Here is a 23877-nt window from a genome sequence, read left to right as displayed (position 1 = left end):
TTCTTTTCAAAGATCTCTCAATCAAAATGAACTTCACTTCATTCCGATTTTACTGGGACTGATAAGAGTTGAACTTATGACCCCTTCCTTATCAGAGAAGTGCTCTAACCAACTGAGCTACAGTCCCATATAACAAAAAGGGAAAAGGAAAGAAAGAGTGATAAGAATCAGTGAACGGGCGGTATATACACAATACCTTTTGCAGCTTTTATACTGCTGTTACCTTTCTCTTAGAAAGGAGGTGATCCAGCCGCACCTTCCGGTACGGCTACCTTGTTACGACTTCACCCTCCTTACAAAACGTACCTTCGACAGCGTCCTCCCTTTCGGGTTAGACTACCGGCTTCGGGTACCCTCTACTCGGATGGTGTGACGGGCGGTGTGTACAAGGCCCGGGAACGTATTCACCGCGCCGTGCTGATGCGCGATTACTAGCGATTCCAACTTCATGGAGTCGAGTTTCAGACTCCAATCCGAACTACGATTGCTTTTTTGCGTTTTGCTCTACCTTGCGGATTCGCTTCGCTCTGTTTCAACCATTGTAGCACGTGTGTAGCCCTGGACATAAGGGCCATGATGACTTGACGTCATCCCCACCTTCCTCCGGTTTGTCACCGGCAGTTCCGCCAGAGTCCCCAACATTACTTGCTGGTAACTGGCAGTAGGGGTTGCGCTCGTTGCGGGACTTAACCCAACACCTCACGGCACGAGCTGACGACAGCCATGCAGCACCTGTATACCGGCGTATTGCTACGCTCTGTTGTCTCCAACACATTCCAGTATATGTCAAACCCAGGTAAGGTTCCTCGCGTACCATCGAATTAAACCACATGCTCCACCGCTTGTGCGGGCCCCCGTCAATTCCTTTGAGTTTCACCCTTGCGGGCATACTTCCCAGGCGGTACACTTATCACGTTTGCTTTGGCACCCAGTCTCTTGACCAGACACCTAGTGTACATCGTTTACTGTGCGGACTACCAGGGTATCTAATCCTGTTCGCTCCCCGCACCTTCGCACCTCAGCGTCAGTTATCTGCCTGAAACTTGCCTTCGCCATTGGTGTTCTTCCAGATATCTACAGATTTCACCCCTACACCTGGAATTCCAGTTTCACTTCAGTAACTCTAGTCTTATAGTTCTCAATGCGGTTCCGGGGTTGAGCCCCGGGATTTCACACCAAGCTTGCAAAACTGCCTACATGCCCTTTACGCCCAATAATTCCGAACAACGCTCGCAACTTACGTGTTACCGCGGCTGCTGGCACGTAATTAGCCGTTGCTTATTCAAAACCTACTGTCACCACGCTGTCATTCCCTACAACGCTTATTCTTCAGTTTCAAAAGATTTTACAACCTTCCGGCCTTCTTCATCCACGCGGCGTCGCTCCGTCAGACTTTCGTCCATTGCGGAATATTCTTAGCTGCTGCCTCCCGTAGGAGTCTGGGCCGTATCTCAGTCCCAATGTGTCCGTTCACCCTCTAAGGCCGGATACCCATCATCGCCTTGGTGGGCTTTTACCTCACCAACTAGCTAATGGGCCGCAGGCCATTCCTTCAGCGGAGCCTTAGCTCCTTTCCTCACAGCTCTCTAACCTCTGTGCTCGTATTCGGTATTATCTACTATTTCTAATAGCTATCCCCATCTGAAGGGTATGTCACCCACGTGTTACTCACCAGTCCGCCACTCTAGGAGATATTGCTATCTCTTGCCGTTCGACTTGCATGCTTAAGACGCGCCGCCAGCGTTCGTTCTGAGCCAGGATCAAACTCTCCATGATTTATTCATTAGCTCCGAAGAGCCGATGATTTCATTTCAGTTCGATTCCTTCTTATTTTCAAGGAATCTGCCGAATATTTTCATACTCGGCGGGTTTACAGATATTACTCTGTCTTCCGTTCTTTCTCTTTCAATACGGTTTCCCGTACCGAACGTACTGACCTTACCGGTTTTCTGCTTTTGCATTAAACCTTTGTCTTTCTTTCCCTTCCCTTTACTGTCAAATATCATCGCTTACTCCCCTTTTTTCTCAGGCTTTCAGCTTTATTCCTGCTTTCGCAAGTGCATTGAGTTTATCACAACTCGGCTTTTCTTTCAAGATACTTTGTGAACTTTCTTTCTGAACCGTTTTTTTTATTGGTACGGAACTGCAAAGTTTTCAAGGTATTGTTACCGTTTTCAGTGTTTTGAAGTGCTGTTTAGCGGCGACGTTGACTAATCTATCACACTTCTCTCCCCTTTGTCAACTCTTTTTTTTCCTTTTTTTCTATTATTTATGCAATATAATTTACAATAATAAATGGAAGAAACCGGCATCTCGGTTATGGAATCGAGCGCACGCCGCCATTCCGTCACACCTGTGAAAACGGCACCATCAGTTCGGACGCGAGACAGACACTCATATCGGCGCGTTCCGCATCGAGCGCGGCCCGATTACCGAAGCCGCCGGTCACGGCGCAAGTCGCGCAGCCCGCCGCACGACCAGCCTGAATATCCGTTGCCGAATCACCCACCATAAGCGTTTCGGCAGGCAGAATCGGCACGTACGGCACGTTGTGCTCGTACATAGTGCGCTCGAACGGCACGTTTCGATCGGCGGAACCCGATCGGGGAGCGGCGGATCGCGCGGCGTTTATCATTTTAAGCGCAAGAAAAAGCCCGTCGGGAGCAGGCTTTATCCGGTCGATCTGCTCGGGACCGACGACGGCGGTAAAAAACGGCGTCAACTCGAATTTTTCAAGAATTTCCCGTGTAACCGCGACCGGTTTATTCGATACGACCGCCGCGGGTATTGAAACGATCTGAAGCAATTCCAGCAACCCCGCGATACCCGGATACAGCACGGTTTTTTCAACCGAATGCATCCGGTAATAGTCGACGTACCAGCGGTAAAACGTTTCAAAATCAAAGTCACCGCCGTGCTGCCGGGATCCGACGCGGCGGGGAGCGCGCTCTTTTGACCAGGCAAGCGCGCGTTCAAGCAACGTCCGCGCGCCGTCGCCCACGAACGTAATGATACGCTGCTCTTCTATCGGTGCAAAACCGAATTCCGTCAAAGCCGCGTTTACCGAAGACGCGATATCAGACGCCGTGTTCGCAACGACGCCGTCGAAATCAAAAATTACCGCTTTAAAAAAAACACTCATACGGCAGCTTCTGTCCTCCGTGCCTATATTTCCCGAAAAATCGCACCGCGCAGACGACGCACAAACGACGCCTGCCCGATCGATCGGGTTTCCACATTCTGACCGGGTTCTACTTTTATGCACAACAGCGCGTCGCCTTGCTTCTTTTCGATTGCAATCGGCATACCGACGATCACGCTGCGCGACCCGCCGGTCGCGTCTTCAAACACCAACTCCAGCATATTGCCGGTTGAAATCGCGTGCTCGGCTACGTGAATTTTTCCCAGAAAATCCATACCGCCGGCTTCTATTTTTTCGGATCTGACCGAATCCCCGCGCAGCTGCTGCGCGTTCAAAATGATTTTCCGCTCGATACGGGACTTGAGTCCGTCGGCCTGTTCGCGCGGAAGATTCAGTGCGTCGAGTTCGGCCCGCATCGAATTAAAAAAATCCGACCGTTCGGTTTCCGCACGCAGTCCGCCGTAACCGAGGGCAGCGCCGCCGGATGCAGCAGTAACACCGGAAGTATCGCAGCCGCCGCACACAGCACCGCCGCCAGCCGATGCCGAAGGAGATTTGGAAAAATCGGATCGGCCTTTACCGAGCGGTAAAAACGGCACGGGCACAGCCGTTTGCGCCGCCGTTTTAACCGAACCAATTGAATCCAGCCCGCTCCGCGCGATAACGTCCGAAGCCTCCGCGTCGTCGGCAAAATCGAGCAAAAACAATCCGGGAGCGAGCGTCTTTCTGATATACGGCGCGATTGCCGGATTGTTTTCTATCAGCCTGCTGCCGTCCGTTACGTGCAGAATATATCCTTTATACAGCGCGGCGGCGTTATACGAACGCGCCCAATCTTCCATTGAAACGACTAAATTCTGCGGCAGCTGATACGGAAGGAACGGCGAAAAAGCCGCGACGATATCTTCGGGAGAGAGTCCGTCGTCGAACGCCCGCAGGCACGACTGTTTGGTAATCTCAAAAACGGACACGGTGTCAAACCGCACGATGTCCATGCAGCGAATCAGCGGAATCATCCGGCTCAGCGGCAAGCCGGGCATCATCGTAACGGAAAATCCTGCGTCGATCGTCAATACGTTCCGCGTCAGCGCACCCCGGGCCGAAAGATCCGACCGCGCCGTGTCCGTGCTCGTTGCCGCTTCCGTGCTTGTTGCCGATTCTGTGTCCGTTGCCGCAGACAATCCCGTGCCTGCGTCGGAGGATGCGGCCGCGACCGTTTCACAAAACGCCGTCGCGCCGCACGGAAGCGCGGGAACGTACACGACCTCGCCGTCGCTTTTACCGGCCGGCAATGTCCCTGCATACCGGAGCAGCCCCAAGCGGATTGCGCTTTCCGTAAGCGACACGGCCGGCAATCCGCCGTCCGGAACTGAAACGTCTTCCGGGCCATGAGCCGGACCGTCGTTTTCCGCAGCGGACGCGGAACGCTCAAGCATACGGGCAAAACGGCTCTTTCCGGCACCCTCCGCCGCTGCGCCTTTATTCCGGTGTTTTACCAGAAATTCGGAACGCTCGAGTATTTTCCGGGTAAAGCCGTCCGCCGGCACGGCGGCGAGAATATCGAGGACGTACTGCGCCCGTTTCTGCAATTCGGAGCGCGAGCAGTGGCCGCCGGCAGCCGCCGCAAGGTACGCGTATTGAGCGGCTTCGCTTTGTGCGGCGAACGAAGCGGCACGGCGAAAATCGGGCTGCAGCCCTTTTCCGTTCTGCCGCAGAATTGAAAGATTTTTCAACGCCGCGATAACAGTCTGAAAAAACGGCACGCTGCGCTCGTCCTTTACCCACGGAAAAACATCCGCCAGACGCTGCACCGTACGCTTTTTAAACGATCCGTCCAGTTTGCACATATCCGCGTCAGACGCCGCGAACGACAGCAGCGCCGCCAGCAGCTGTGCGGACAGCTGCGGCTCGTCGCGCACGCGGTGCTCGTACGGGCCGGTCGGCGGCAGCAGATATCTGATATCCGCAAGCGGCCGCAGTATGTCGTCGAGCAGCGGATTCGTTCCGAACACCGTGCGGCCGGTCTGCGCGTCGGCATACCGAAACAGGAGCAGGCGTTCTTCAAGATTCATCAGCCGCTCGTACAATTCCGCGAACGAAAACGTTCCGGTAAAAAAATCGGACAGCTTTTCCTGCGACGCAGCCGGAATAAAAAAAACGGCGCTGACGATCTGCATATCACCGGCGGAAAGCAGCGCGGCGATAGTGCGTTTATTTTCGGGACGATGCAGAAACGCACCGAGCGACTCGATCAGTTTCTGTTTGTTATACGGCGTTTTGACTTCGCCCAAATACATGCGTATCAACTCGAAAAAATGAGTATCCGGAAGCCGCGCAAGCGATTCGCGCCACAAAAGCACTTTGCGCACCTGCTCGTTCTGAGGCGATTCAACACCGGAACGGCTGTTTGAAAGCGTCATACGCAGTCTCCTCGGCCGCCCGTTCCGGGAAGGGCAAGCGGCGCGGACAGTTCGTCAAGATCGTCCGGCTCCGCATACCGGATAATACGATACGAGTATCCCTGTTCGGCAAGGAATTTCTGCCGGTTCGAGCCGAATTCTTCCTCCACCGTATTGCGCGTGATAAGCGTAAAAAAACGGGACGTCCGCTCTTTGGGACGCAGAATCCGCCCCAGCCGCTGCGCTTCTTCCTGCCGGCTTCCGAACGTACCAGAAACCTGAATCGCCATTGAGGCGTCAGGCAAGTCGATGGCAAAATTCGCAACCTTTGAAACCACGAGCACCTGAATCACGCCGTTTCTGAAATCCGCATAAATCCGGTCGCGTTCGGCCGTCGGCGTTTTGCCCGTTATCACCGGTGCGTTCAGCAGGCGGGCGAGTTCCGCAAGCTGATCCAGATACTGCCCGATGATCAGAATCTTATCTTCGGGGAACCGTTTTATCAGTTCCTGCACGACCGGCGTTTTGGCCGGATTTTCGCTTGCAATCCGATGTTTCTTGCGCGAATCGGCGACCGCGTATTCTATTTCGGTATCAGCCGGAAGATCGATGCGCACTTCAACGCATTCGGCCGTTGCAATCCAGCCGGAATGCTCCAATTCTTTCCACGGAACGTCGTAGCGTTTGGGGCCTACCAAGCTGAACACGTGGCCTTCGCAGCCGTCTTCGCGGACGAGCGTAGCCGTAAGGCCGACGCGGCGCACCGCCTGCAGTTCCGCCGCCACCCGAAACACGGGCGCCGGCAGCATGTGAACTTCATCGTAAATAATCAAACCCCAGGCGCGTTCGCGGAAAATCTGAAAGTGCGGATACGGCGCGTCTTTTTCCGGCCGCCACGTCAGAATCTGATACGTCGCGACCGTTACCGGTTTAATCGTCTTCGATTCGCCGGTGTATTCGGAAATTTGATCCGGAGCCAGACTCGTTTTGTCGAGCAGTTCGTCTATCCATTGATGCACCGCCGAAATGTTCGTCGTAATGATGAGCGTACTCGTTTTGAGCCGATTCATGATATTCATGCCGACGATCGTTTTTCCCGCTCCGCACGGCAGTACGATCGTGCCGAAGCCGGTTCCCGGCCGTTTGTCGCCGACCAGCGCGTCGGCGGCTTCGTTCTGATAATTCCTGATTTCAAACGGTTTGCCCGAAACAGTCCGTTCGCGCAGTTCGATATCGAGCGGTTCGCCGTCAACGAGCGGAACGTCGTCCTTGACCGGCCAACCCAAACGCAGCAGTTCCTGCTTGACCGTTCCCCGATCGGTCAGACGCAGCGTAAAACAGAACCGTTTTTCGGCTTCGCTGACCGGCGGCACGACGCTTTCAGACGCCGCGGCTGATTCGGAAACCGCGGCAGGTTCCCGATACGTGCATTCCGTGAGCAGCTTGCACGCGGCGGGGTTTGCCGCTATTTCACGGAATACGGCCTTCGATTCGGTTACCAGATACAAAAATTCTTCACGAACCGTACGTCCCGCCGCGCTCTCCGCGGCAAGTTCACTTGCAGCCGCGGAATCGTTTCCGCCGGCGGAAAATAAAGCCGACGGGAGCGCCGGAACGTCCATCGACGGAGCGGGAACCAGCCGCAATTTACCGAAACGGCCGGCCGTTTCCCGTATCCACATCGTAACCGACTGCGGCACGTCGTAGCGGGCGAATTCGTTCAGCACGGCGACCGCGTCTTCGGGAGAAAATCCCGCGCTCGCCGCGTTCCACAACGAAAGCGGCGTCAGCCGGTATGTATGTAAATGTTCGGGCGACCGTTCCAGTTCCGCAAAGGGAATCAGGGAAGCGCGGCATTCCGCCGCACGCGGTGCGTGCACGTCGAGCAGCAGCGTCCGGTCGCTTTGAACGATAAGCGGATTATCATATTGCATAACATTTTATTATACCAAAACGCGCGCATCGGAACAAGGGCGAACCTGCATCCGGCGTTCGCGCACGACATCGGTAAATCGGCGCATCCGGTAAATCGGCGCGCACGACATCGCATCCGGCCCGCTGCTATCGATTCAAATTATCATTGAAAATACTGAAATCTTGCCGTATACTATACGAATATGAAGAAAATTCTGGTATATTCCGACAACGACCGGGTGATTCACACCGTAAAATCGGCTTGTAAACATTTTGAAAAACTTTTTGAACCGGTATTTTTCATCGACGCGGCGGAAGCCGTCGTATTTATGGATTACGAACTGCCGGAAATAAAAATCTTGGATTTTTCGGCGGATGCGGGCGGAGCCGAAAAAGTATTGGCGGCGATCGATTCCGATCCGTGGCTGCACAACGGCGGCGTTATCGCCGTTACTGCAACACCGGCGCAAGCGCAGGAAGCGGAAGACCGCAAAAATCCGAACATACTTATCACGCAGACGATGTATACGTTCACGCAGAATTTTACCATTCTGCTCGGAATGCTGTGGCAGAACCAACAATTCCTGTTTACGCGGCGAATGCAGGAACAGTTGGGAGCAAAAGAACAAGGACAATTCGTCTGCGGCAACAATCCGATCGAACTGCGCCTGTACACCGGTTTTCTGGTAAACTATCTGTACTGTTCCAACCGTATCAGCAACGACGATCGGTTCAATTTGTTTACGACGCTCATGGAATTGCTGACCAACGCGCTTGAACACGGAAACTGCGAAATTTCGTATCAGGATAAGAGTGCCTGTCTGGAAGCGGGCGGAAACATACTGGAACTGATCGCCGAACGGAACGCGGATCCGGTAATCGCCGCGCGGAAGATAAGGATCGATTACGTTATCGGTGCGGAACGTTCCGAGTTCCGTATCACGGATCAGGGGGCGGGCTTCGATTGGCGGTCGCACGTTTCCGCCGCTCCGGAAGAAACACACGGACGCGGCATACGGCTGTCTTCCGATCTGGTCAAAACGCTTTCATATAATGAAAAAGGCAACAGCGTTTCGTTTTCCATCAGCAACGTACGGGATTCGACGAACTCGGTTCCGGTTGCCATGAAACCGTACCAAGAAATCACGTTTGCACCGAAACAGATTGTGTGCAGACAAAACGAATTAACCAACGACTTATATTTTATCGTATCGGGCCGATACGCCGTTTACTCGAACAACCGATTGGTTCACGTACTTACTCCCCGGGACATGTTCATCGGAGAAATGTCGTTCCTGCTGAACGACCGCCGCTCGGCGTCGCTCATGTCTGCCGATACCGGAAAACTCATCAAGATTCCGAAAATCGACTTTTTGCAGCTCCTGCGTAAATATCCGCATTACGGACTGTTTCTGTCCAAATTGCTCGCCGCACGGCTGCAAACCCAAACGCAGAAAACGGTGGCGCTCCAATCGGAGCTGAGCCGCTTGAACGGGCTACAGCCGGCATCCGCCGAAAACCGCGACGCAGGCGAAAGCTGAACGGGCCGCGCGTATCCCGAACGGACCGTGTGTCCCGCTCAGTTCACACGTTTTCCGTTCGGCGCTGATTCAGAGTCCGGCGTAACAACGGTTAAAACCGGAATTCGTATCCTACTGACAGGACGAATGTTCGTCTTGTAAACATAGATATGTATGCTACTTCTATAGAACGAAAATCAGAAAGATACCGTAAATCGACAATAAAGGCTCCGGTTTTAAAAGGGATTACCGAGGAAATGCCACCGGTAACCCCCCAAATGAGTCCAGACGAAATGGCAACTCTCTCCGTTTTTCCGTCAGAGGAAGTGCTCACTTCCATTTCTCCCAAGGGGAATGAAAGATATAATCCGCCAAGAAAACATAACCTCATTTTATTGAAAGAGTGGAAGGAGAATCCGACAAGAATCGGAATATCAAGGGACGAATATTTTAACTGCATACTCGTCGAAAGTCCTGACTCTTTGATGCTTACCCCCATACCGTTGTTTATCATAAAAGAAAACTCCGGTTGAAAAAAAAGAAAACCATTTACCGGAAAAGCACTGTATACTGCTATGTTTCCACCTATGGGAATATCATCTCTAACAGAAAAATTACCGGAAAAATTCGCACCAAAATCAGACCAAGAGGTACCTAATCCGTATGAAACACCTCCGCGAATACCGAAAGTTAATGCAGAACCGCTCCATATGACTGTAAACAACGTAAAAATAATTACATACACCTTTTTCATACAATCTTTCTCCTTTCATTTCATTGCTTTCTATTGATTGCTTACGAGAAAGCATCGTAGTGCGGATTCCCCGTTTAATACTAAAATACCCGTTTCAGAAACATATCCGAATTCCTCGCTTTCCCAAGAAGAAGACGACGAGTCGTAAACGTAGACATCGCCGGAAGTAGAATTGTTAAATTCCAAATAAACACAGCTATTCGCAGGAGCATAGGAATTCGAAATCTTCCATACGGTTCCCGCTTCAAATTCGGGAATTAAAACAGGGTATTGAACGGTGTCTCCGCTGCCGCCGGAATTTTCCGGCGCGGAAACGACCACGGTACAACTGCCGAATAAGAACATAACGGCGACCGCAATCAGAAAAATACGTTTCAATACAACCTCCGATAAAAAACATTGGAAAAGAGGAAAAACTTACTCATATTCTTTTCACTCATTATAACTGAGCACGATCTTAGTTTACCCTCAGTTAAAATATATATCAATGAATATTTTTTCATTTTATACTGAGAAAATGTCCGATTATCACATCCAGTTTATACGGAATCTTAAATTTTTTCGGAAGCAAAAAGGATTTTCGCAAAGCGAATTCGCCGAGCGCTGCGACGTTTCAAACGGAACGATCGGCAATATCGAATGCGGCGCGGCGAAGCCGTCGTTCGATCTTATCCTCGTCATGGCAGCGGTACTGGAAATACCCCCGGCACGGCTGTTCGCCGATCCCGCCGCTGAAAAAGAGCCTGCGGCGGAAATACTTTCACATGAAGCGAAAGCGCTCGTCATCCGCACCGTAACCGACGCGCTCAATTTGCTGTAAGAAACCGCTTGACACACCGCACAAACTCCGGTACACTGCTCTTGTTACTTCAAATAGTAACAACATACCGATCGTATCGTATAAAGAAAAAGGAGCAATACATGAAAAAGACACTTACCCTGCTGTTCACGGCAGCCCTCGCCTCCGCAGCGCTTTTCGCAGGCGGAACGAAAGACACCGCCGCCGCAAACGACGGAACCGTAAAAATCGGCATCGCAAAAATCGTCCAGCACGTCGCGCTCGATCAAGTCGAACAGGGCATCATCGACGCCGTTAACGACGCGGGATTCAGCGTAACGTACGACCTGCAAAACGCCAACGGCGACGTCAACACCGCAGCCCAAATTGCCGCAAAATTCAAAGCCGAAAAGGTAGACGTCGCCGTCGGTATCGCAACCCCCGTCGCCGTCGCACTCGCCACAGCCATCAAAGACCGCCCCGTCGTGTTCGGTACCATCACCGACCCCGTCGGCGCCGGATTGGTTTCGACGCTCGCACACGGAGAAGGCAACGTTACCGGCATGTCGGACGCCATTCCTACCCGCGAGCATATTAAAATGTTCAAAGATATCGCGGGAATCAAAACGCTCGGCTACATCTACACCAGCAATGAAGCGAACTCCGTTTCCGCGCTCGCCCTGGTTGAATCGGCCTGCGACGAATTCGGCATAAAACTGGTAACCCAATCCATTTCAACCTCGGCGGAAGTCAAACAGGCTGCCGAAGCGCTCGTCAGCCGCGTAGACGGCGTCTATCTTACCACCGACAACACCGTGTTTTCGGCGCTGAATTCGCTCATTCAAGTGTTCGATAAAGCCCGCAAACCGATATTCTCCGGCGACGTTACCGGCGCAATGAACGGCGGCTGCCTTATTGCCTCCGGGTTCAACTATTACAAAGCCGGATACGCTACGGGAGAAATGGTCGTACAGATTCTCAACGGTGCAAAGCCCGCCGACATTCCCGTCCGATTCATGACCGAACCGTCCGACTCGGACTTGCTGATAAACCTCGACGCCGCCGCACTGTGCGGAATCACCGTTCCCCAAACCTACGTTGACAGCGCGAACATGATTTACCGGAACGGCACGCTTACTCAGAAATAAATCGGATTCTTTTGCCGGACGTCCGTCCGGCACCGCAACGCTTGCGCACGGCCTGCAAACCGGATTATAAAAGTTGAAGAGCCTTGCACAAGCGCTTTCTGTCCGGAAAAAGAAGGCATGAAAGCGCCCGGCTATCGAACTCAATCAAAACAGCTTCTTTTAGAATGTGACCGTAAGGTTTGAGCGTCACGGCCGTAAGGTTTGAGAGCCACGGCCGTAAGGTTTGAGAACCACGGCCGTAAGGTTTGAGCGTGAAAACAGTAAGGTTTGAACGTGAAAACAGTAGGATTTGAACGTGAAAACAGTAAGGTTTGAACGTGAAAACAGTAAGGTTTGAACGTGAAAACAGTACGTCGATACAGTTTTCCGGCACAAAGTAATGCGCCTGTCCTGACGTCCGGCACCGCAACGCTTGCGCACGACCTGCAAACCGTGTTATAATTCTGTTACTATTTACAATAACAGGATATGTCATGATAGAAAGCATATTAATAGAAGGAATGATATACGGTCTTATGGTGCTGGGCGTGTTCATCACGTTCCGCGTGCTGAACTTTGCGGATATGACCGTAGACGGTTCGTTTCCGCTCGGCGCAGCGGTAACGGCGATGCTGCTCATCAACGGAGTGCATCCCGTTCCGGCACTGCTCGCCGCGTTCGCAGCCGGCATGGGAGCAGGTCTCGTTACGGCGCTGATTCATACCAAACTGCACGTTCCCGATTTGCTTTCCGGTATTCTTACCATGACCATGCTGTATTCGGTGAACCTGCGCATCATGGCAAACCGCGCGAACGTTTCGCTTCTGAAAGTGGACACCGTTTTTTCCGGTATCAGCCGCCTGGCGGAACGAACCGGAGCCGCGCCGGAATTGCTGACCGTCGTTTTTTTGATACTCGTCGCAGCCGCAGTCAAGATACTGCTCGATTTGTTTTTTCACACCGACTTCGGACTCACGATGGGTGCGCTCGGCTCGAATCCGCAGCTGATCATGTCGCAGGGGATGAATCCGCAGGTGATAAAAACGGTCGGTATCTGCCTTGCAAACGGACTGGCCGCGGCGGCGGGAGCGCTTGCCGCCATGTACAACGGATTCGCGGACGTCGGATCGGGAACCGGCATCGTCGTTTCGGGACTCGCCTCGCTCATGCTCGGTGAATTCCTGCTGAAATCGAACAGGATCGGACTGCTCACGTTCCGCGTGCTGCTCGGCTCCGTCGTCTACCGCGCGCTTATGTTCGTAGCGCGCATGTACGGCTACAAAATCGGCATGACCGCGAACGACCTTAAACTCATCACCGGCATTTTGATAATCGTCTGCCTGATTCTGTCACAAACGGGTATCCTCGACAAAATACGCAAAGGGCGCACGGCGAAACCCGCCGGCATCCATACCACTCCCGCCGGTAGCAACGCCGCTCCCGACATGGTCGCGAAAGGAGAAAACGAATAATGCTTACGCTGGAAAACATCGGCATGACGTTCGCCGCCGGAACGCCGGATGAAAACGTCGCGCTCAAAAATATCAACCTGTCCGTCAATAAGGGAGACTTCATCACCGTCATCGGTTCCAACGGAGCCGGAAAATCGACCCTGTACAACGTTATCGCGGGAACGCTCACTCCCACGAACGGCCGCATTCTGCTCGACATGCCGCAGATCACCGCAACGCAAATATCCGCCCCGCGTGCGAAAATGCCGGACGGGCAGCGTGACATCACCCGCGACCGCGAATACCGGCGCGCGCACTACATCGGCCGCATATTCCAAAATCCGCTGCTGGGTACCGCCGGAAAAATGACGCTTGAAGACAACATGATGATCTGTTCCCGCAAAGGCTACAAAGGACTCAAAATCAGTCTGAACAATAAAACGCGGAATTATTTCAGGAGCCGCCTTACCGAATTGAATATGGGACTTGAAAATCGCCTGCACGACAACGTCGAACAGTTTTCGGGCGGACAGCGGCAGGCGCTCACCCTGCTCATGGTGGTCATGTCCAAGCCCGCGCTGCTGCTGCTCGACGAGCACACCGCCGCCCTTGACCCGGCGAACGCAGATATCGTCATGAATCTGACGCTTAAATTCGCAAAAGAATACGGGCTCACCGTCATGATGATCACGCACAATATGAATCACGCGCTCGAATACGGCAACCGCCTCCTGATGATGGACGCGGGCAGCATCATTCTCGACATAAACGCGCAGGAAAAGGAACGGCTCACGCTCGACGATCTTATAGAACGGTTCCGCTCGATAAAAAACCCGAACGCCGCCAGCGACCGCATTCTGTTGCAGTAAGCGGCTTCCGCACAGGGCGGCCGCGGCGCGTTACTGCGGGGCGGAATTACGTTCCCAGAAAACGCCGTCGCGGTATCCTTGTATCGAACGGTCGCTTTCGGCAAGCGCAAGCCGCTTACGTGCAAACAGACAGTATTCTTCACTGCGCTCGATACCGCAAAACCGGCGGCCGAGCTTTTTTGCCGCCGTCAGCGTCGTACCGGAACCGGCGAACGGATCGAACACCATTCCGCCCGGCGGACAACTTGCCAATATAAGCTTTGCCAACAGTTTTTCAGGCTTTTGCGTCGGATGCGGCGTGTTTTCCTTCATGGACCAATACGGAACGGTAATATCGTCCCAAAAATTTCCGGCGGAAGTCAGCCGATATTTGCCGCCGTCGCTTTCCGTCCAGTCCTTCGGCGCGCCGTTTTCACGGTACGGCGCGATGACGCGGCGCTTCTGCTTTACGGCTTCCGCGTCGAAATAATATTCGGCCTGCGGCGATTTTACCGCGAACCAAATGTCTTCGCAGTTGTTTTTCCAATTACGCAGCGCGCCGCGTCCCTTTTCACGCTGCCAGATGATCCGGTTCAGAATGTGCGCGTGCTTTTCAAGCAGCAAAAACAACGAACCGGTACTTTTCCAGTCACCGCACAGATACAGCGAACCGTTCGGCTTGAGCGTTTCGAGCAGCGGCGTAAACCAGCTTTCAAGATATGCCGAATATTGCCTGTGATCAGTTGCAGAAAACCGCATTCCGTCGAACGTTTTATCAAGATTATAAGGCGGATCCAAAATCAGCAAATCGGCAAATTCGGCGGGAAGCCGCGGCAGCACGTCGAACAGGTCGCCGCAGAACAAACTGCCGTCGAGCGATTCTGCGGAAAAAAGGGAACCGTCCCGTGCACCTTTGCCGCTTTGTGCGCGTGCACCTTCACGGGAACCTTCGCCGCAGTCGCCGCTATCAGCGGAAACGTACCGCAATTCACGCCGATACGCATTCCGTTCGCTGTCCGTCAAAATCAGCGTTTTATTGCGGGATGAACGTTTTTTTTCTTCCATTCCGGTGAAACCATTCCTTACCGTATCGTCTCTCGGCCGCGTATCCCCAAAAACGGCGGCGCTTTAAAACGACCTGCCGTTCGGCTAAAACCGGCGGATAAACGCTTTCAGCTTTCCGTTCCGCTCAACGACTTCCACCCAGGTGGGGGAACGATCTTTGCCGGTTTTACAAAAACAGCCGGTATTCACATACAAACCGGGGATTTTCCTGTTTTGAATAAAGGATTTGACGCTGCAATGAGTATGCCCGAATACGATGATTTTTTCAACCTTGTTGCGGCACAAAAGCCGTGAAAAAAAGAGCCGAAAATCCTTACCGCCGCACAAACTGTCCGCATACCAGTCGAGTCCGTGCTTACCGGCGGCGGCCAAAATGCTTTTGACGAACGGAACGTCTTTGCGCTCGAACCATCGGATAAAAAGCGATCCGTACGATTTCTTTATGTCGCCGATAGTAACGGAATCGTTTTCCGCTCCCATTAAAATCGTCGTCTCGTCGGTCAATTTGGGCAGCCCGTTCCGCTTCCGGTTCGCATACGCGACCAAAACGTCCACAATCAGTTTCACGAGCACGCTGCTCTGCCCCGCAAGCTCACAGTTCGCCTGCATCTGCCGCGTATCCAAAGAACCGGCAAACTGCGCGAATTCCTTCAAACTCCGAGCCAGAATCCGTTCTTTTGAAATCCGATGCAGCACCTTTTCCGGTTCCGCAGTCGAACAGGCGATGCGCGTCATAAAATAACCGAGCGGCAGTCCGCACAGCGCGTCCTGCGCCGTATCGGGCGCATTGAACAGATCGACGCGGTTACCGTGCTCCGCGTACAATCCTTCGTTTGCATGAAGTTTATTGAAGCCGCCCGGAGAAACGCACAGCAGCTGCTTTTCAACACCTTCAATGGTAAGCCGCTCCCGCGTCGCTTCCATATCGTGGTTGCCGGGAATATAATACACCTGCGGAATCCGTTCCAAACATAATTTGAGCGAATCCATCAGCGGCGTCCGTTCCCACAGCTTGATAATTTCCGGAATGGAAAGCGGCCGCTCGTCGACGCCGTACATCCACGTATCGAAAATATCGCCGAGCAGCACCAATTCTTTTACCCGCACGTCGTACGCATATTTGCGCAGTACGACGGCAAGCTGATACGGATACGCCTTGCTGAAAACGGCGGAACGCCTGCCGTGCGTAATATGAATGTCACTCAAAAAAACGGTCTTCGTACGCGGCTTTTCCGTTCCGACCGTTTCCGGTGTGTATCCGTCGAATCCGTAAAACCTGAATTTCAGGGCGTCGAACGAATCTATCAAATTGATCACGTTTTCCGAAATCATGCCGCAGATAAACCACATCGGCGCGATAGCCCAACTGGTATACCGCAGAATGGCGCCGGCATCGGCATAAAACCAAATATCAAAACCGGTTATGCCCCGCAACACCCAGCCGAGCAGGCACTCCATAAACAGGATGATGAACATATACAGCACCCCGCGGAAAAACGCCGGAACGTTCTTGCTTTTAAGCCACCGGTACGCCGGCTCAAGGCCGAACACGCAGATAGCGCCGTATACCAAAAACATATACAAACTCGCCTGCCCGTACAGACTTGAAATCGGCACGACACCCGTGTCCCAAATCGTATCCAAATGGAACCGCGGATCGACGCTCCATTGATACGTAAACAGCCATGCAATCGGTTTTATCGAACGGCCGATTTTCGTAATCGTATAAAACGCAACTTCTCCCGCAATCAGCGACGCGCCGTATAAAAAGAAACGGAACAACGCCTGCCGGACGCGCTTCGGCCATTGTTTTAATTTTGAATATGTCCTGATACTCGTATCTTCCATGCTTCCTCCGATTTATTCACCCATTCGCTGCGCTTCGCCGTGCATACCGCATTCCGTAAAAATGCGGCGCGCCTTACTGCGGCACGCTTCCGCACGTTCGGGGATGCAGCGCGCAGTTTCGAGCAGCGCGTTCGCATATTCCCACCGGAACGGCGTCGTTTTCAGAAAATCCGAGGCAAGCAGCGCCAGCCGGGCAGCTTTGCCGGTATTACCCGAATACCGCGCATACCGTGCCTGCGCACGCAGCGCGCCGCCTTTTATCAAATCGAACGTCTCGCCCAGCCGTTCGGCCTGTTTCAGCGCGCGGCGCAGCAGTTTTTCCAGTTTAAAAACCGAACACGGCAGGTCCGACGCATCGACGGCGCCGTCGGCAATCCGTTCAAGCACGAACAGAATCCCCTCCGCCGCGTTTACGTATGATATTTTGACGTGGGGAATATTGACCGGATATTTTTCATTTTCACGCATAATCTGCCGCACGTATTCAACCGTTTTCTGAACGTTTTTTTCTTTTTCCGCAATGTAGCACAAATGACCGTAATGGATGCACAGCGTCATGTGATCGTTCGTCGAAGCACTCAGCTTGATACCTTTTTTCAGTACCTGCTCGGCTTCACGCGCGGCAAGTTCCGCACATAAGTATTTTATGAACGGAATTTTATTATACGCCCAACCGATGTGCATGGGCGAGTTGAGCCGCGTCGCAATATCGCCTGATTCGCGGTACGCTTTTTCCGATTTCCGCACGTCGCTGATCAAAAAATAATTCTGCGCGAGCGCGCCTTCCGCCGTCATCAGTTCCCACATTTCACCGGCGTTGCGGAAATGCGCGACGGCTTCTTCCAACAGCTGCATCGACCTGATAGGCTGATTGTAAAACAGATAGAAGAACGCGTACCGCGCCTTATAGATACTGGAAACGGTCGCGTTCGACATCGCCTCGGATGCCTTTTCGGCAATGCCGAACTGGTGGCGGCTCAGCTTGAGCATACCGATACTCAGCAGCGTTACCCCGTAATCCGCGTTTGAAATGCAGCGGATATCGCTGCGCCCCGCCAGTTTTGCCGCCATGTTATGCCCGGCAATCGTAGACCAGGCCAATTTTTCGGCACGGTCAAAATAATACAGCTTGTCCAACACCAGAAAATTCTGGCATATTTTTTCAATCCGATCGATCTGCGCGTTTTTTGCCTGAATCGCGGAATCTTTAAAAAACAGCCAGTTGCACACCTGAACGAGCACTTCACGCACAAGAGACAGCCCGATGTATACCGGGCGCTTCGGCGTGTGAATACCGAGCAGCTTGAGCGACGTTTCAAGCGCGCCGATAGCGTCGGAAAACGAGCCCTGTTCCTGATAGCAATGCCCGACTCCGCGCCAAATTTCGGCGAGTTCCATTTTGGAAGCCGCGGATTTTTTTGCCTCGTTATAGAGGGCGACGGCTTTGCGATATTCGCCGCTTTGCCGGTAAACGGAGGCGAGCCGCAGCTGCACGGATCCGAGTTTTTTCAGAACGAGCGCGTCGCCGCTGTTTTCAATGGAGCGCAGCGCGTTTTCGTAATGATGAACGGATTCCTGAATCGCATACTGTTTTTCGGCCTTCGACGCGGCCATCAGCGAATACGTAATGATCCGCTCGGTGTCGCCCGACTCGATGCTGTGATACGCCAACCGTTCGCAGATCGGAATCAGGTTGTCTTTGAACGCGTGTTCCAAATACAAAAGCAGCAATTTGTTTATTTCATGCCGGGTCCGTTCAAGCAGCGTGTTGTACAGCGCGTCGCGAATCATCACGTGTTTGAAAATATAGTTGACCGTTTCCGCCTGTTCGCACAGAATGAAATTGTTCGCTTCACAATGATACAGCGCCGTTTTGAACACGTTTTCCGGAATGGACGGCGGAATGACCGCCTGCAGTATTTCGGGAATGAACGTTCTCCCCATTACGGACGCCGTTTTGATGATAATCTGCTCGTCGAATTTCAGCGAATCGAGCCGAGAGAGAATGATTCCCTGAATCGACGACGGAATCACGATCTGATCTATCGACTTTACCAATCGCCGTTTACCCGTGTCGAGTTCCTGCAGCGATCCTTCGCTTACCAAATTGAGTACGATGTTTTCTATAAAGAACGGATTGCAGTCGGCGGCTCCGATAATTTTTTCTATCAGCACCGCTTCTTCCGATTCCGAATTTAAAAGCCGCTGTGCGAGTTCAAACGCCGCGTCGTGTTCCAGTTTTTTCAAGTGCAAAACGGACACATTGTGGCACGATTTTACGTGCGCAAAACAGTCTTCCTGCCGCGACGGCAAAATGAAATGCACCGGCGAATCGGCAACCGCCGCACCCAAGTATTCCACGAGTTTTAATGAAAGATGATCTATCCAATGTATGTCTTCTATGACGATAACTACCGGATGATCTTGCGCCCGGTCGGACAGGATATGATTGACCAGTGAAAATATTTTCATCTGTTTAATGGACGGATCGATGTCTTTTATTTCGTCAGGTTCTTCAACCAGACAGCCCATCATGATAAAAAACGGCACCGTCCATTTTTTCTGTTCATCACTGAACAGTTGCTCCGTCTTTTCACGCAGCAGTTCTTCCAATTCTTCCGGCCGACACGCTTCGGGAATATCGAACATAGTCCGCACAATTTCACGCCACGGATAAAACGTCGTCGTCTGCTCGTACTGGTAACACGACCCGCAAATGATCTCCGGTACACTGCGTCCGCGCCCGATATCTTCCAACAGCGTTTCTACCAGCAACGATTTTCCCATACCGGCGTCGCCGATAATACCGGTGATCAGTCGGTTGCCCGCTTCGGAAAGCTTTTGACGGCTTTTCAAAAATTCCAATTCTTCACGCCTACCGATCAGCACCGATTTCTTACGGGAACCGCCCGCGTGCCTCACCGAAAGTATCCGGTACACCGGCTGCGGTTCGGTAAAACCTTTCGCCTTGATCAGCATTTTTTCACTGAACTCGCACAAATCGGGAATGGCGTTTTTAGTCGCTTCATCCGTAAAAATGCAATTTTTTCCCGAAGCGGTCATAAATCTCGACGCCAGATTTACGGTAACGCCGACGACCGAAAAATCCTTTCTCATTTTAGAGCCGATTTCACCGCAATACACCTTGCCGCTCGCGATGCCGATGCTCAACGCATCGACGAACGGCAGCTGGATGCTTTTTTTGTACAACGCATCGGAAAAAAGCACCGCCTTTTTTTCGGCGTTTTCGATCGCGTTCGGCGCACCGAACAGTACGGGAAACACGTTTCCCTTGTCGGAAATATCCGGTTTCAGCAAAAATCCGCCGAACCGCAGCGCGTCTTCCTGAATGATATCGTACAAATTGCTGAAATTACCGAAACCGGCGCTAAATTGCCGATCGTCGCCGACCGTATCGATAAAATCGCCGGACACTTGCACCATGACGCACGAAACGTCGCGATACTCACCCGAAAACAGTTTGAAGTTTTTGATGATCTGTTCGTGCAGCTGCGGCGCGGTAAAAGAAAGCGCACGGCCGAAAAACCGTTCGTTCGACAATTCGTCGATCTTCCGATTCAACTCGAGTTCGCATTGTACCGGATCATAGTCGCCGTGCCAGTCTCCGGCCGGCGACAGTTCGTAAAACGAGTCGCCTATCGGCGTACACGCAGGCGGCGCAGCGACGTATTTCCGCATGGCGGACATTGCGCTCGCCGCAAGCACGATCCGCGCCGGTTTGCACGATTTTTCACTGTTGACCGCATCGTCGACGGCCCGGCCGCAGATGATCGCGGTAAAATACTGTTCGCCTGCGTACGGATGCGCCGAATCAAGCGGCTCGGCATCCGAACCGAGCGATACGGTATCCGAATCGGCTGCCGCATCCAAAGTGTGCAGATTGCCGCGCTTGCCGACTATCAGCTGATAAAAATCACCGAATCCGACGCCCGTCTTGGGAACGAGCTCGAAACCGTTCCGTTCCTTACACTCCGCGTTGTACGCAGCACTGTTCGCACAGCAAATCTGCACGGCAGTCCAGGCCCGATTCCAGTTCGTATACTCGGTTTCACCGGCAAGCAGTTCAAAACCGATAAGCAGCGAATCTCCCGCAATCTGATAAACGGAACCGCCCAATTTCTGAATGGGTTCGATCAGCCGGTTAAAATATTCAAAAAAGATTTCGGACAGATTCTCGATCGGGCCGCGCGCATCCTTGATATAATTCAGGACGATCGGCGTAAATCCGACCAGATCGATATACACGACGGTTCCGCGCAGTTGTTCTTTATTACGCTCGAAAACACAGCACGGACATTCGTCAAGTTGATTCACGATTCGATGCGGTAAATACGTAATAATGGAAGCAACTTCTCTGCGGGAAGGAATAAATCCGGTGAGAGTTTTGCAGCGGACACAATCGTTTTTACACATTTTCTCTCTCCATAAAAAATCAGGTAATACGCCGCAATAAGTATATCCTATCGAAAACGGTTTTGTACAGTCTGTCTGTCCCCGTAAGCGTGAAAAAACGCGGCAGCATCGCAACATCGGCATGATCACGACCGCGCACCGGTTTCATGCAGTGCCAAATTCCTTTTGCCGTTCCGCCGGAAGCCGATAAAACGCCGGAAGCCGGCAAATCGGAACGCGCCGGCCGCACGAAAGGTGCGGCAGCGGCTGCGGGAGTTACCGCGGCGGAATCTCGTCCCAAAATCGGGCGCAGCTCTGACCAGGTCGGGCACATACCGTCGTTCGCCCGAAATTTTTTCTGCAAGGCTCGGAACGGATTTTCCGGCGCGCACACGAACGTTCCCATTTTAAATCCGAAATACAGCAAAAACAGATGCAGAAACGGATACAGCGGCAGCTGCACGGAACACGCGGGAATCGTGGCGCACACCGGATACGAAAAATACCAGGTATCGGGATATTCGATCAATTCCGTGTTCCACCGCGCCATCGCGTTCGGCGTTAAATCGTAGGGAGCGGCATCGCGCGACTTGAAAAATTCCTCCAGCGCATCGGAAGCAAACAATGCAGACGGCGGCGTTCCCGTGCCGATATCCCATTGATCGAGCTGCAAGTCGTATAACGTGCGGACGGCGGGATTTTTGTCGGACAGCTTCTGCCACTTTGCAAAAAGAGTACCCAGCAGACCGATAAAATTCGCCGTATTCTTGAGCGTACCGTCGGTCTCGCTGCAGCCCAATATCCACGCAAGCGTCGATCCGTTGTGCACGCCCGCGACCGCCGACACGGATCGAATCCAGGAGGGCGCCGTTTCGTACGCCGTCCCGTCCGGCCGATGAAAAAAAGCGTTAGCCAGCAAATACTGCAACATTCGTACGACGGCGGCGCCCATCGAATGTGCTACGAAATCGAGCGGATGCGCGGCGTCCCATTCGGCGTACAGCGGCGCATCGTACGTGCGCCCGAAGCGTTTATGACCGAATTCGGCTGAATGCGCTTCGCCGTAATCGACCGTTCCGCCTTTAAGCTGATAAAACAGTTCGCACGCCTGATCGTGCAGGGAAGACACCGCACCCGTACCGGGAAACAGCAGGCGCGGCGCGTTCCCCTCAGGATAATACCGCAGCGCTTTACGTCCCGTCGTAATCCGTTCGGCACTGCGAAAATACGGATAACCGAACAGTTCCTGTCCGTTCCAGCCGAAAAGTCCGTGAACCATGACGATCGGCGCAGAATCGGACTGTTCCCGATGCGCCGCCATGTTACGGACGTTCCGTCAGTTTGTCTTTCGGGAATCCCATTTTCGCGTAAAATTTGGGAACCGTTTGCGTATTGAACGGCGGGCATTCGGCGATAACGGATTTGGAATCCGCAACGGAAAGCGGCCGTACCGTTACGTTGCGTGCAGTGATCGCGTTGCTGATAACGTTCGCGTAGCATTTGCAGCCGGGCGCGCGGAACGTCCGCGAAAAATCCTGCCAAATATCGCGGATAGGCCGCTCGCGGATGTTGCCGAGTGAAATCGAACAAAAATCGCACGGGCACACGTTTCCGGACGAATCGATGAATACGAAATGGAAACCCGCGCCGCAGCCGTAAAATTCACTGCTTTCAAACACGTCGTACGCAAAACACGCCGGATAGCCTTCATGTTTTATCAGGAATTTCTGAACTTCCTGAACCGTTTTCACGTTGTCGGCCGAAAGTTTTTCTTCCGGATGATCGTTCAAATGTCCGCTCAAAATGGGAGACGTCAGGCGCATATCGTTTACGCCGAGCGATTTGAAAAATTCCAACGTTTTATACAGTTCTTCACGGTCGGCAATCAGACTGCGGTCGGGCACGAACGAAACCGCTACGTACATACCTTCAGCCTGATACATTTCTATCGCACGGATTGCAGTTGCGTGCATACCTTCTTTACCGCGGCGTTTATCGTGAATTTCGGGATTATAATGATCCAAACTGACAACGGGAATTCCCAGTCCGGCGGATTTCAATTCACGCACCCGTTCCCTCGTCAGACCGAATCCAGTGGAAAACATCAGCGACATGGATTTATCGCCCACTAAAGACAGTATTTCAGGCATATCTTTGCGCAGCAGCGGCTCTCCGCCGGTAAAACCTATCATGCTGGTACCCAAATCCTGCATTTGACGGATAGCGTCTTTTAATTCTTCCATTGAAAGTTTATTCTTTTTGATACGGTCTGCAAACGAACAATGCCAGCAATTACAGATACAGTCGGCGGTAACCGCAAAATTCATCATGATCGGCGTCGGAACACCGTGAGCCGTTTTCATGACTCCATCGACGTATCGATCGAAAGCCGGAGACGGAAAATACGGCGTGAACGTATTCATATACACCCGGTCACCGACGCGGGTCAGCTTGCTTGCGTTTGCAACGTAGTTCATCGCAAGTAATTCCCGCAGTGAAAGTTTTTTCATCGACGGCGTTTTCAGCATGTCGAGCATCGCTCCGATCTTGCTGAATCCGTACAACTGGGTACCAACCATAAAACACACTCCTTTACAACATTTTATTCTGTCTTATTA

Annotated in this window: 15 protein-coding genes, 1 tRNA gene and 1 rRNA gene; 5 read left to right on the top strand and 12 right to left on the bottom strand. The window is 52.6% G+C overall.

Annotated elements, in window-relative coordinates:
• Window positions 1-53: 53 nt before the first annotated feature.
• The 5 genes from TREBR_RS01825 to TREBR_RS01800 all read right to left on the bottom strand — a co-directional run bounded on the left by TREBR_RS01825 (window position 54) and on the right by TREBR_RS01800 (window position 7475).
• Window positions 54-127: transfer RNA gene (locus TREBR_RS01825), tRNA-Ile, on the bottom strand.
• A gap of 107 nt (window positions 128-234) precedes the next feature.
• Window positions 235-1776 (bottom strand): 16S ribosomal RNA (locus TREBR_RS01820).
• A 571-nt stretch (window positions 1777-2347) separates the two neighbouring features.
• On the bottom strand, window positions 2348-3142 hold the full coding sequence (locus tag TREBR_RS01810; RefSeq protein WP_013757532.1) for an HAD family hydrolase: 795 nt from the start codon (window positions 3140-3142) through the stop codon (window positions 2348-2350).
• A 23-nt stretch (window positions 3143-3165) separates the two neighbouring features.
• Window positions 3166-5562, bottom strand: a complete 2397-nt coding sequence (locus TREBR_RS13425) for a helicase-associated domain-containing protein (RefSeq protein WP_013757531.1) — start codon at window positions 5560-5562, stop codon at window positions 3166-3168.
• Window positions 5559-7475, bottom strand: a complete 1917-nt coding sequence (locus TREBR_RS01800) for a DNA repair helicase XPB (protein WP_013757530.1) — start codon at window positions 7473-7475, stop codon at window positions 5559-5561. Before TREBR_RS01800 ends, TREBR_RS13425 begins: the two co-directional genes overlap by 4 nt.
• Before the next feature lie 183 nt (window positions 7476-7658).
• Between TREBR_RS01800 and TREBR_RS01795 the strand changes: the two genes are divergently transcribed.
• Window positions 7659-8996: a cyclic nucleotide-binding domain-containing protein gene (locus tag TREBR_RS01795; RefSeq protein WP_013757529.1), complete on the top strand. Its 1338-nt coding sequence runs from the start codon at window positions 7659-7661 to the stop codon at window positions 8994-8996.
• 91 nt (window positions 8997-9087) lie between these two features.
• Here TREBR_RS01795 and TREBR_RS01790 read toward each other — a convergent pair whose 3' ends face one another.
• The gene (locus TREBR_RS01790) at window positions 9088-9729 is read right to left on the bottom strand and encodes an outer membrane beta-barrel protein (protein ID WP_013757528.1); all 642 of its coding nucleotides are present in this window, start codon (window positions 9727-9729) and stop codon (window positions 9088-9090) included.
• Window positions 9730-9759: 30 nt separating this feature from the next.
• Window positions 9760-10107, bottom strand: coding sequence for a hypothetical protein (locus tag TREBR_RS01785; RefSeq protein ID WP_013757527.1), 348 nt, complete (start codon window positions 10105-10107; stop codon window positions 9760-9762).
• A gap of 139 nt (window positions 10108-10246) precedes the next feature.
• On the opposite strand from TREBR_RS01785, the gene TREBR_RS01780 reads away from it, so the two are divergent.
• The 4 genes from TREBR_RS01780 (at window position 10247) to TREBR_RS01765 (ending at window position 13954) form a co-directional block, all read left to right on the top strand.
• Complete coding sequence (locus tag TREBR_RS01780) at window positions 10247-10549, top strand: helix-turn-helix domain-containing protein (RefSeq protein ID WP_013757526.1); 303 nt, start codon at window positions 10247-10249, stop codon at window positions 10547-10549.
• Between the two features lie 101 nt (window positions 10550-10650).
• On the top strand, window positions 10651-11655 hold the full coding sequence (locus TREBR_RS01775; RefSeq protein ID WP_013757525.1) for an ABC transporter substrate-binding protein: 1005 nt from the start codon (window positions 10651-10653) through the stop codon (window positions 11653-11655).
• Window positions 11656-12128: 473 nt separating this feature from the next.
• The gene (locus tag TREBR_RS01770; RefSeq protein WP_013757524.1) at window positions 12129-13106 is read left to right on the top strand and encodes an ABC transporter permease; all 978 of its coding nucleotides are present in this window, start codon (window positions 12129-12131) and stop codon (window positions 13104-13106) included.
• Entirely contained in the window at window positions 13106-13954 is an 849-nt protein-coding gene (locus TREBR_RS01765; protein ID WP_013757523.1) for an ABC transporter ATP-binding protein, read from the top strand. The genes TREBR_RS01770 and TREBR_RS01765 overlap by 1 nt, the downstream gene beginning before the upstream one ends.
• Before the next feature lie 30 nt (window positions 13955-13984).
• Here TREBR_RS01765 and TREBR_RS01760 read toward each other — a convergent pair whose 3' ends face one another.
• The 5 genes from TREBR_RS01760 to TREBR_RS01740 form a co-directional block, all read right to left on the bottom strand.
• Entirely contained in the window at window positions 13985-14998 is a 1014-nt protein-coding gene (locus tag TREBR_RS01760; protein ID WP_013757522.1) for a DNA-methyltransferase, read from the bottom strand.
• Window positions 14999-15082: 84 nt separating this feature from the next.
• Window positions 15083-16846 carry a metallophosphoesterase gene (locus TREBR_RS13420; RefSeq protein ID WP_013757521.1) on the bottom strand — a complete coding sequence of 588 codons (1764 nt, stop codon included), beginning with the start codon at window positions 16844-16846 and terminating at the stop codon, window positions 15083-15085.
• Window positions 16847-16858: 12 nt separating this feature from the next.
• Entirely contained in the window at window positions 16859-21280 is a 4422-nt protein-coding gene (locus TREBR_RS01750) for an AAA and adenylate/guanylate cyclase domain-containing protein (RefSeq protein ID WP_013757520.1), read from the bottom strand.
• 19 nt (window positions 21281-21299) lie between these two features.
• Window positions 21300-22580 carry a lipase-like domain-containing protein gene (locus tag TREBR_RS13415; protein WP_013757519.1) on the bottom strand — a complete coding sequence of 427 codons (1281 nt, stop codon included), beginning with the start codon at window positions 22578-22580 and terminating at the stop codon, window positions 21300-21302.
• Window position 22581: 1 nt separating this feature from the next.
• Window positions 22582-23838 (bottom strand): radical SAM protein, encoded by a 1257-nt coding sequence (locus TREBR_RS01740; protein WP_013757518.1) that lies wholly within the window; start codon window positions 23836-23838, stop codon window positions 22582-22584.
• Window positions 23839-23877 lie beyond the last annotated feature (39 nt).

The sequence above is a fragment of the Treponema brennaborense DSM 12168 genome (assembly GCF_000212415.1).
GTDB classification, from domain to species: Bacteria; Spirochaetota; Spirochaetia; order Treponematales; family Treponemataceae; genus Treponema_F; species Treponema_F brennaborense.
The sequence above is the reverse complement of the archived record's forward strand: the minus strand, read 5'-3'. Positions and strand labels throughout refer to the sequence as shown.